At 71.7% G+C, this 7,131-nt stretch carries 6 protein-coding genes; 1 reads left to right on the forward strand and 5 read right to left on the reverse strand.

Features of this window, described 5'->3' with window-relative positions; genetic code table 11:
• The first annotated feature begins 456 nt into the window (after nucleotides 1-456).
• Nucleotides 457-1,014: a hypothetical protein gene (locus ACWDR3_RS46600; RefSeq protein WP_450358770.1), complete on the forward strand. Its 558-nt coding sequence runs from the start codon at nucleotides 457-459 to the stop codon at nucleotides 1,012-1,014.
• Between the two features lie 112 nt (nucleotides 1,015-1,126).
• Here ACWDR3_RS46600 and ACWDR3_RS46605 read toward each other — a convergent pair whose 3' ends face one another.
• The 5 genes from ACWDR3_RS46605 to gmk all read right to left on the reverse strand — a co-directional run.
• On the reverse strand, nucleotides 1,127-3,358 hold the full coding sequence (locus ACWDR3_RS46605) for a primosomal protein N' (protein ID WP_450358771.1): 2,232 nt from the start codon (nucleotides 3,356-3,358) through the stop codon (nucleotides 1,127-1,129).
• A 112-nt stretch (nucleotides 3,359-3,470) separates the two neighbouring features.
• Nucleotides 3,471-4,679: a methionine adenosyltransferase gene (metK, locus tag ACWDR3_RS46610; RefSeq protein ID WP_402362498.1), complete on the reverse strand. Its 1,209-nt coding sequence runs from the start codon at nucleotides 4,677-4,679 to the stop codon at nucleotides 3,471-3,473.
• A 239-nt stretch (nucleotides 4,680-4,918) separates the two neighbouring features.
• Nucleotides 4,919-6,121 carry a bifunctional phosphopantothenoylcysteine decarboxylase/phosphopantothenate--cysteine ligase CoaBC gene (gene coaBC / locus ACWDR3_RS46615; RefSeq protein ID WP_450358772.1) on the reverse strand — a complete coding sequence of 401 codons (1,203 nt, stop codon included), beginning with the start codon at nucleotides 6,119-6,121 and terminating at the stop codon, nucleotides 4,919-4,921.
• 129 nt (nucleotides 6,122-6,250) lie between these two features.
• Complete coding sequence (gene rpoZ / locus ACWDR3_RS46620; protein ID WP_019059732.1) at nucleotides 6,251-6,523, reverse strand: DNA-directed RNA polymerase subunit omega; 273 nt, start codon at nucleotides 6,521-6,523, stop codon at nucleotides 6,251-6,253.
• Between the two features lie 40 nt (nucleotides 6,524-6,563).
• Nucleotides 6,564-7,131 (reverse strand): guanylate kinase (gene gmk / locus ACWDR3_RS46625; RefSeq protein WP_450358773.1); only part of this gene is annotated, 568 nt, incomplete at its 5' end.

Consider the following 7,131-nt stretch of genomic DNA (forward strand, 5'->3'; position numbering starts at 1 on the left):
GGACGTACGAAAAGGGCATGCGGGACCGGTGCCGATGCATCTGCGGGACGGGCAGGAGGGAGCCAGCCGACGGGAGCAGAGCGGCCAGAGGGAGCCAGCCGACGGGAGCAGAGCGGCCAGAGGGAGCCGGCCGACGGGAGCAGAGCGGCCAGAGGGAGCCGGCCGACGGGAGCGGGCCGAGGGTCTATGGCGGATCAGCCGCCAATGGCGCGCGACCCCCACGGGCGACCCCAGCCTCTTGCCCAACTGGAAACGGGTGGTGCGCGGGTGGGCAAAGGATCCCCCGAGGGCCGAAGGCCGAGGCGTAAACCCACCCCCAGGGGCGTACGCATATGCCCACACGCCCCCATTGCGTGACCCGCGGAGCAATCCCGCGTTGGTCAAGAAAGAGTTGACCACAACGGGCCGCCTACCACGCGGCCCGATCATTTTCACGCCGGTTCGAGAGGCTTGTTCATGGCCGACCACGCAACCCACGACGCCCAGGCTCGGGCCAGCCTGCACTTGCTGGTGCGGGACATCGAGCGGGTCCGCCGGCAGGTGGACGCGTTGCGCACGCTCACCGCCCAGCTGGGCAACGTCTACCGCCCGCGCCGCTCCGGCCCCTCCACGGGCTTCGTCGTCTACGGCCGCGCCCCCGCCCCCACGGTCCGTCTCGCGCAGGAGCTCCGGGACAGCGTCGAGACCCTGGTCACGGCCGCCGTCGACTTCGACCGCTCCCTCGGCTTCTCGTGGGACGCGGTGGGTTCCGCGCTGGGCGTCACGAAGCAGGCGGTGCACCGCCGTTACGGCGCGCGCCGCGCCGCGACCCAGGCGGCCGCCGAGGCCGAGCGCACCACGGAGGCGGCGGGAGCCCGACCGGTCGCCGTCAACACCGGTATCCCCACCGTGCCGACGGTCCCGGCGGCCCGCTCGATGCCGACCCAGCCGACGGCGGGCAGCCCGGTCCTGCGCGACCCGGTCCTCCGCGACGAGGCCAGACCCACGGCCTTCCCCGGCCCGCGCAACGGCTGACCCACCTCCATCTCCTGCCCTCCCGGAACTCCCCGGGAGGGCAGACGCATGTCCGGGGCAGCCGGCACACGAACGAAGCTCCCCCACTCCCGTGCCCCGCGCACCCTCCCCGTCACCCGATATCCGGCGGATCAATCCGCACCCGCACCACAGAATCCCCACCGCCCCCGCTACCCCCACCACTCCCGCTACCCCTCCCACTTCCGCCCCCACTCCCCCGAGCCATCCGCGCAGCCTGCGCAGTCTTCAACGCAGCCGCCAAAGCCGCCCCCTTCCCCGGCGGCACCCTGATCAACATCCGCTCCCAGTGCTCCCCCACGGGCGGCGCCCCCACCCGCCGCGGACGCCCCACGGCCGTGCCCGGCACCGGCACGGGCCCCAACAGCTCGGCCTCCCGCGGCAGTTCAGCCGTACGCAGAAACTCCGCGACGGCCTCCGCGTTCCCCGTGACCGCGGCCATCCGCGAAACCGGCGGAAAGCCCAGCTCGGCCCGCTCGGCAAGCTCCCGCACCGCATGCCCGACGGGATCCCACCGCACCAGCGCCTGCACAGGCCGCAGCGTCGGCTCCGCGACGACGACCACAGTGCCCCCGCCACCCCCCGCACTCCCAGGACCCCCGGCCCCCTGCGGCCGTACCAGCGCAGCCGCAGCGATCCACCGCCGCAACGCGTCCTCACCGGCCCGCAGATCGGGCCGCCCGAGCATGGCCCAGCCGTCCAACAACAGCGCCGCCGCGTAACCGCCCTCGGCGACGGGCTCGGCCCCCGGGGTGCTCACGACCAGCGCGGGAGCGCCCGGCACAGTGTCCAGCACATGCTCGCGCCCCGAGGTCCGCACGGGCACGGCGGGGAAGGCCCGCCCCAACTCCTCGGCCGTCCGTCGAGCCCCGACCACCTGAGCCCGCAACCGGAACCCACCGCACTCGCCACAGTGCCAGTTGCTCTCGTCCCGCCCGCACCACCCGCATCGCAGCGCGGCCCCCGCCTCCTGCCCCTCCAGCGGTCCGGCGCAGTGCCGACAGCGCGCGGGAGCACGGCAGTTGGCGCAGGCCATCCGGGGCACGTACCCCCGCCGGGGCACCTGAACGAGCACCGGCCCGTGCTTCAGCCCTTCCCTCACAGCCTGCCAGGCGAGCGTCGGCAGCCGCGCGGCCCGGGCGGCCTCGTCCCGCGCGAGATCCCCGTCCCCGACGGTCCGCACGAGCGGCGCGACCGCCCGCACCTGCTCGCGCCCGGCGACCACCGGCCGCGCCCACCCGCTCTCGACCAGCTGGGCGGCCTCCACGGTGCAGCTCCAACTGCCCAGCAGAAAGGCGCACTTGTCCTGAGCGGCCCGCAGCAACAACACCTCACGGGCATGCGGCTGAGGCGCGTGCAACTCGCTGTGGCTGTCGTCCCCGTCATCCCAGATAGCCACAAGCCCAAGATCCTGAACCGGCGCGAACATGGCGGCACGAGTCCCCACCACCGCCCGTACGGCCCCCCGCCGCACCGCGAGCCACTCCCGGTACCGCTTCTCGGGCCCGGCGTCGGCGGTGAGCACCGCGTGCCGTCCCTCGCCCAGCAGCGCGGTCAGCGCGGCGTCGACCCGGGCGACGGCCCGCCCGTCGGGCAGCACGACGAGAGCGCCACGCCCGGACGCGAGGGTCGCCACCACGGCCCGCGCGAGTTCCTCACTCCACTCGGGCCCGGGCAAAGCGTTCCACACGGCCCGCGGCGCACCCCCCGAGGCCAGCGCCGCCACGAACGCGGCCCCCTGCTCGTACCGCCCCCAACTCCCCGCCTCCGGCACGGCAGGCGGCGGCAACGGCTCGGGAGACGGCCGCTGCTCGGCCCGCGCACTACGCGGCGGCACGGCAAGCTGCAACACATCGGCAAGACTCCCCGCATACCGATCGGCAACAGCCCGAGCAAGCCCCAGCAACTCCTCACTCAACACCCGCTCAGGCGAAACAACCTGGGCCAGCGCAGCAAGAGGTCCCGAGTAATCGGACTCGGCAAGCCGCTCGACGAGAAACCCGTCGATCAGCCCCCCGCCCTCACGCCGCCCGTCCCGCACCCGATGCCGCCCGGCCCCGAACCGCACCCGCACCCGCACCCCCGGCTGCGCGTCGGCATCCAGCTCCTCGGGCACCGCGTAATCAAAATACCGATCAAGGTGCAGCACCCCTTTGTCGACCAGCACCCGCGCGACGGGCAGCTCCTTGGCCAGCGCGGCCCCCCGCCAGGTCCGCGGCTTGGCCCGCGGCACCTCGGCCTTCCGCACACTCTCCCGAATCAACGCAAGCTGCTCAGGCGGCGCCCCCTCGGCCCCGCCGCCCCCCTGCCCGTCTCCGCTGCTCACGCTTGCATTCTTACCAAACCGCACTGACATCGGCGGACCGGCCGCCCCCGACAGGAACGCGCCGAGGCCCGGCTCCCCAAAGGAAACCGGGCCTCGAAAGGTGTCGCAGGACCTACAGCCCCGCAGCCTTCCGCAGCGCGTCCACGCGGTCCGTCTTCTCCCAGGTGAACTCGGGGAGCTCGCGGCCGAAGTGGCCGTACGCCGCCGTCTGGGCGTAGATCGGGCGGAGCAGGTCGAGGTCGCGGATGATCGCGGCCGGGCGGAGGTCGAAGACCTCGTCGATGGCCTTCTCGATCTTGTCCGTGTCGACCTTGGCCGTGCCGAAGGTCTCGACGAAGAGACCGACCGGCTCGGCCTTGCCGATGGCGTAGGCGACCTGGACCTCGCAGCGGGAGGCGAGGCCCGCGGCGACGACGTTCTTCGCGACCCAGCGCATCGCGTACGCGGCGGAGCGGTCGACCTTGGACGGGTCCTTGCCGGAGAAGGCGCCGCCGCCGTGGCGGGCCATGCCGCCGTAGGTGTCGATGATGATCTTGCGGCCGGTGAGGCCGGCGTCGCCCATCGGGCCGCCGATCTCGAAGCGGCCGGTGGGGTTGACCAGGAGGCGGTAGCCGTCGGTGTCCAGCTTGATGCCCTCGTCCAGCAGCGCCTTCAGCTCCGGCTCCACGACGAACTCGCGGATGTCGGGCGCGAGCAGCGACTCGAGGTCGATGTCGGAGGCGTGCTGCGAGGAGACGACCACCGTGTCGAGACGGACGGCCTTGTCGCCGTCGTACTCGATGGTGACCTGCGTCTTGCCGTCGGGGCGCAGGTAGGGGATGGTCCCGTTCTTGCGGACCTCGGAGAGGCGCTTGGCGAGGCGGTGCGCCAGGAAGATCGGGAGCGGCATCAGCGTCGGCGTCTCGTCCGTCGCGTAGCCGAACATCAGGCCCTGGTCGCCCGCGCCCTGGCGGTCCAGCTCGTCCTCGTCGCCCTCGACCCGGTTCTCGTAGGCCGTGTCCACGCCCTGCGCGATGTCCGGGGACTGCGCGCCGATGGAGACCGACACGCCGCAGGAGGCGCCGTCGAAGCCCTTCTTGGACGAGTCGTAGCCGATCTCGAGGATCTTGCCGCGGACGAGGGTCGCGATGTCCGCGTACGTCTTGGTGGTGACCTCGCCGGCCACGTGCACCAGGCCGGTCGTGATCAGCGTCTCGACGGCGACGCGGGACGTCGGGTCCTCGCGCAGAAGCGCGTCGAGAATGGTGTCGCTGATCTGGTCAGCGATCTTGTCGGGGTGGCCCTCGGTGACGGACTCCGAGGTGAACAGGCGACGGGACACAACGCTCCCTGGGGTTGCAGCGGCTGCTGGCTGATCATTGGCGGACGGGCTCGGAGGCTGCGCCCGGCATCGTCCGAGAACAGTTTATCGGTCGCGCTCGGCCACCGGCCCCCCTGTCTCGCGCCTCGGGAGTGCTGTGACCTGCGGCACGCGCATTCTGCCCAATACCGAGCGGCCTTGGCCAGGGTCGCCACGCCTCGTGGTTGAGGTTTGAGGTGACTGAGAGACGAATGAAACATTCAGCGCAGGCGTCCCGCCACAAGGTCCCAGACGATTTCGGCCAGGGCCTCCTTGGGGCCGTGCGACACGAGGGTCTCGCTGCCGTCGGCGCCCAGCACCACGGCCTCGTTCTCCTCGGAGCCGAACGTCTTGCGCTCCCCCACCTCGTTCACCACCAGCAGATCGCAGCCCTTGCGCGCCAGCTTGGCGCGTCCGTTGGCCAGGACGTCGTCGGTCTCTGCGGCGAAGCCGACGATCACCTGTCCAGGACGGGCGCGGTCCTTGGAGATCTCCGCGAGGATGTCCGGATTCCGTACGAGGACGATCGGGTCGGGGTCGTGACCGTCCTTCTTCTTGATCTTCCCGGTCGCGTACGTAGCCGGGCGGAAGTCGGCGACGGCTGCGGCCATGACGACGGCGTCGGCGTCCGCGGCCGCCTTCAGGACCGCCTCCCGCAGTTGCACCGCCGTGCCGACCGGGACGACGTCCACGCCCGCGGGATCCGGCAGCCCCGCGTTCGCGGCGACGAGCGTGACGCGGGCGCCGCGCGCGGCGGCGGTGCGGGCGAGGGCGTAGCCCTGCTTGCCGGAGGAGCGGTTGCCGAGGAAGCGCACCGGGTCGAGGGGTTCGCGGGTGCCACCGGCGCTGACGACGACGTGCCGGCCCGCGAGGTCCGGCTCGGTGACTCCGCGGGCCAGCACGCGGCGACAGACCTCGAAGATCTCGGCGGGGTCGGGCAGCCGTCCCTTGCCGGTGTCGACGCCGGTGAGCCGGCCGACGGCCGGTTCGATGACGACGGCACCGCGGCGGCGCAGCGTCGCCACGTTCTCCTGGGTGGCCGCGTGCTCCCACATCTCCGTGTGCATCGCGGGTGCGAAGACGACCGGACAGCGGGCGGTGAGGAGGGTGTTGGTGAGCAGGTCGTCGGCGAGGCCGTGCGCCGCCTTGGCGAGCATGTCCGCCGTCGCGGGAGCCACCACGACCAGATCGGCGCCCTGGCCGATGCGCACGTGCGGGACCTCGTGGACGTCGTCCCACACCTCGGTCGAGACCGGGTGCCCGGACAGCGCGGACCAGGTGGCGGCGCCGACGAAGTGCAGTGCGGAGGCGGTGGGCACGACCCGGACGTCATGGCCCGACTCCGTCAGTCTGCGCAGCAGCTCGCACGCCTTGTACGCCGCGATGCCACCGCTGACCCCCAGCACGACCTTCGGCTTGTCCACCGTCTCTCCCCGAGCTCGGAAACCGTACAACCCCATGACACACCACAGGCCCGACAGTCGCGCTGCCGGGCCTGTGGATAAAGCTGTCGCAATCTGCAGATACGACTATCTGCCGACGCCGTACACGTCTCAGGTCGCGGGGCCCTCGACGGCCTCGGAGGTCAGCAGACCCGCGTTGATCTCGCGCAGGGCGATGGAGAGCGGCTTCTCGTGGACGTGGGTGTCGACGAGCGGACCGACGTACTCGAGGAGGCCCTCGCCGAGCTGCGAGTAGTACGCGTTGATCTGACGGGCGCGCTTGGCGGCGTAGATCACGAGGCTGTACTTCGAGTCGGTGGCCTCGAGGAGCTCGTCGATCGGAGGGTTGATGATGCCCTCGGGAGCGGTGATGGAAGAGGACACGCTCTGCCTTCCGAAAGATGGGATGAGATCGGAAAAACGATCACACAACTTCCATCAAGGCTAGCAGCTCGCGTGCTACGTCCTCGACGGAGGTGTTGACAAGGGTCACGTCGAACTCCGGCTCGGCGGCCAGTTCGACCTTCGCGGCCTCCAGACGGCGCTCGATCACCTCGGGCGGCTCGGTGCCCCGTCCGGTGAGCCGGCGCACCAACTCCTCCCAGGAGGGCGGAGCCAGGAACACCAGCAGCGCGTCCGCCATGGACTCGCGGACCTGCCGGGCACCCTGGAGGTCGATCTCCAGCAGGACCGGCACGCCGGACTCCAGATGCTCCAGCACGGCCGCACGCGGTGTGCCGTAGCGATTGCCGGCGAACTCGGCCCACTCCAGCAGCTCGCCGTTGGCGATCAGCTTGTCCATCTCCTCGTCGGTGACGAAGAAGTAGTGGACGCCGTGCTTCTCGCCGGGGCGGGGCTTGCGGGTCGTCGCCGACACCGAGAGCCAGGCCTCGTCGTGTTCCTTGCGCATATGGGCGACGACCGTGCTCTTACCGACCCCTGAAGGGCCGGAGAGCACGGTCAGCCGCGGACGTACGTCCGGGGGCTCGGGG

Source organism: Streptomyces sp. NPDC001002 (assembly GCF_053599215.1).